Source organism: Methylobacterium sp. WL8, from assembly GCF_008040045.1.
Lineage (GTDB): Bacteria > Pseudomonadota > Alphaproteobacteria > Rhizobiales > Beijerinckiaceae > Methylobacterium > Methylobacterium cerastii.
Window position 1 is genome coordinate 1 of the sequence record NZ_VRVF01000216.1, and the last position, 446, is coordinate 446.

The 446-nt window shown below is 40.4% G+C and carries 1 protein-coding gene; it reads left to right on the top strand.

Translation table 11 applies throughout. The features are described 5' to 3' along the window. Positions 1-446, top strand: a 446-nt coding sequence (locus FV234_RS26440) for a hypothetical protein (protein WP_187273813.1), incomplete at both ends; no start/stop codon positions are given.

Below are 446 nucleotides of genomic sequence, written 5' to 3' on the forward strand. Positions count from 1 at the left end.
TAGAAATCCTAGTAATTTAGCGATTCTAGATGACGCGGAGTGGCTTAATCTTCGCATGTGCGGCGACTGGATATTCTATCTTTCAGTGATCCGCGGCGGGCTAGTTGGGTATACATCCTCAACAACGAATTTTTATAGGCAGCACGCAAACAATACATCAGTAAATACACACGATAAAGACATTTACTATAAAGAACATGCCACCGTAGCACATTATATAGCAAGGATGTATAACGTTAGTGATCGTGCACTTCATAAAAATGAGGCGGTACTTTATAAGCACTGGTGCTTAAAACGGGGCAATAATTCGCAAGTCGAGTTTGAAAAATTATTTGATCTAAATGTTATTATTAATGCAAAATCTTTGCGTCAGACGAATGTTGCTATTGCAGCATATGCGATGGTCTCCGGCGGAGGCGAAACGTTCCCAATACTTATTGCAAACC